The organism is Nostoc sp. (genome assembly GCF_041747015.1).
GTDB lineage: Bacteria > Cyanobacteriota > Cyanobacteriia > Cyanobacteriales > Nostocaceae > Nostoc.
Map to the genome: position 1 here is coordinate 1 of NZ_JBGTFY010000038.1, position 2,270 is coordinate 2,270.

The 2,270-nt window shown below is 40.1% G+C and carries 2 protein-coding genes; both read left to right on the plus strand.

All coding sequences use genetic code 11. The features are described from left to right. Positions 1-574 (plus strand): winged helix-turn-helix domain-containing protein (locus ACEW80_RS03170; RefSeq protein WP_373525205.1); only part of this gene is annotated, 574 nt, incomplete at its 5' end. 9 nt (positions 575-583) lie between these two features. Next, complete coding sequence (locus tag ACEW80_RS03175) at positions 584-1,264, plus strand: SDR family oxidoreductase (protein WP_373525206.1); 681 nt, start codon at positions 584-586, stop codon at positions 1,262-1,264. The last annotated feature ends 1,006 nt before the right edge of the window (positions 1,265-2,270 follow it).

Here is a 2,270-nt window from a genome sequence, read left to right on the forward strand (position 1 = left end):
AGTTCTGGATGTGATGATGCCAAAACTAGATGGTTATGGTGTCTGTCAAGAATTACGGAAACAATCAGACGTACCAATTATCATGCTCACAGCCTTGGCAGATGTAGCAGATCGGATCACTGGGCTAGAACTCGGTGCCGATGACTATATGACCAAACCTTTCTCTCCCAAGGAATTAGAAGCTCGGATTGCCTGCGTACTAAAGCGGCGCTCTCATAAAAACAGTGTCAACGTTATTCCTAATTCTGGGATAATCCATGTGGGCAATCTCAAAATCGATATCAATAAACGACAAGTTCATAAAAATGAGCAACGCATTCGGTTGACAGGCGTGGAGTTTAGCTTATTAGAATTGTTAGTGAATCATTCGGGAAAGATTTTTTCAAGGGTTGAAATTTTACAGCAATTGTGGGGCTTTGTACCAGAGATGAATACAGACACCCGTGTGGTAGATGTGCATATTTCACGATTGCGGACAAAGGTAGAATCCGACGCCAACGACCCAGAATTCATTATTACAGCAAGAGGTAACGGTTATTTTTTCCCACGAATTATTGGTTCAGAGCAGGAATAATAGAAAAATATGAGTAAGCTCATCTTAATTACAGGCATAAGTAAAGGTCTAGGTTATGCGATGACCGAGGGTTTTATTAAAGAGGGACATACTGTTATTGGTTGCGCTCGTTCATCAGATGCGATCAATAAAATACGCCATTCGTTTAGTGCGCCCAACGATTTTACATCTGTAGACGTGGCAAATGAACAGCTTGTAAAAAAATGGGCTCAAGACGTACTTCAAAAATATGAACCGCCAGATATAGTAATTAATAATGCAGCAATTACCAATTATCCAGCACCGTTGTGGGAAATAGCATCTGAAGAATTTTCGGATCTTATAGATATCAATATAAAAGGAGTAGCGAATATAATTCGCCATTTCGTACCAGCAATGGTGAAAAAGAAACGGGGTATTATTGTTAACTTTAGTTCTGGCTGGGGACGTTCCACTTCAGCCCAAGTTGCACCATACTGCGCTTCCAAGTGGGCAATAGAAGGATTAACTCGTTCTTTGGCACAAGAATTGCCGACTGGTATGGCTGCCATACCCCTTAATCCAGGTATTATTCATACAGATATGCTCTCTATTAGTTTTGGAGAAGAAGCTGCTAATTATACACCCGTGTCCGATTGGGTATTGAAAGCTGTTCCATTTATTCTCAAGTTAAAACCCAAAGATAACGGGATTCCCTTAACCATTTCATGAAATTGATCATGCCGATAGTTGCATCAGATGTTCTGAAATTTTTCTCCCACTGTTGGTGATCGGTACAATCAATATTTCCAGTACTTACACAGAGGCGTGAATACCTACTATCGTACAAAATAAATTTTAGTGAAAGGTAATAAATGTAAATTTATATACTCTGTTGAGATGAATAACTCAGTAGAATATTTTTTTGAGAGTCACTGCCCTTGAGAAATCGTCTTGTCTTGTTGCAACCCAACAAAACCTCGTTCTAACAACCATGAATTGAAAACTGCGGCTGCCCTGTCAAGAAATGCAATCGCACTTCTTGAAACATCTATTGGAAACACCTATACGTTGTGCTTCTCTCAATTGAGTATGCGTAGCCTAGTGTGTTGACTTTGTGGGAAAATCCCTCAAAAAAGTTCATGCAAATTCTGTGTCGTCATCTGAAGTTGAAAACACAATTTTTCTTTTTGAGAGTATCGACTGACCAAAAGCTTCAGATACCCAATCCTTAAGGTCAATATAGCGAATACTTTCTAACGCCTGCTTGACTACAGAAGTTGTCAAATTCATCGTACATAAAGAAATACTTAAAATCATCGCTTAATGAAAAGACACTTAATTTTCCAATTAATTAAAATCATGAAAACCTCCGCTAACCCCTGGTACGTGACTACTGTATGTGATTGCTGGCTAACGGCAAAAGTGAGCGGCAGCAGATAGGACTGAAACGAAGCGCAAAACTTGTATACTGTCCGCTCCACTGTGTTGTTAGCCTGCTTGCACTACCTCAGTAAAGGCTGATTAGCCTGATGCGTTCTTCTGAAATCAATTTGCTCCTGCCCTAGTTCACTTGACTAGCAGCTTCCAAAAATATCAAATCAAAATAATCGTCCTGAAAATCTGCCACACCATTCCAATAGTGCGTAGAACTGCTGAAACCGGGTTGCTGAGAAAGGGCGTTAGCACCGTCAAATGTGTTCCACGTTCCCACATTGATAACCTGCAATCCGTCAAT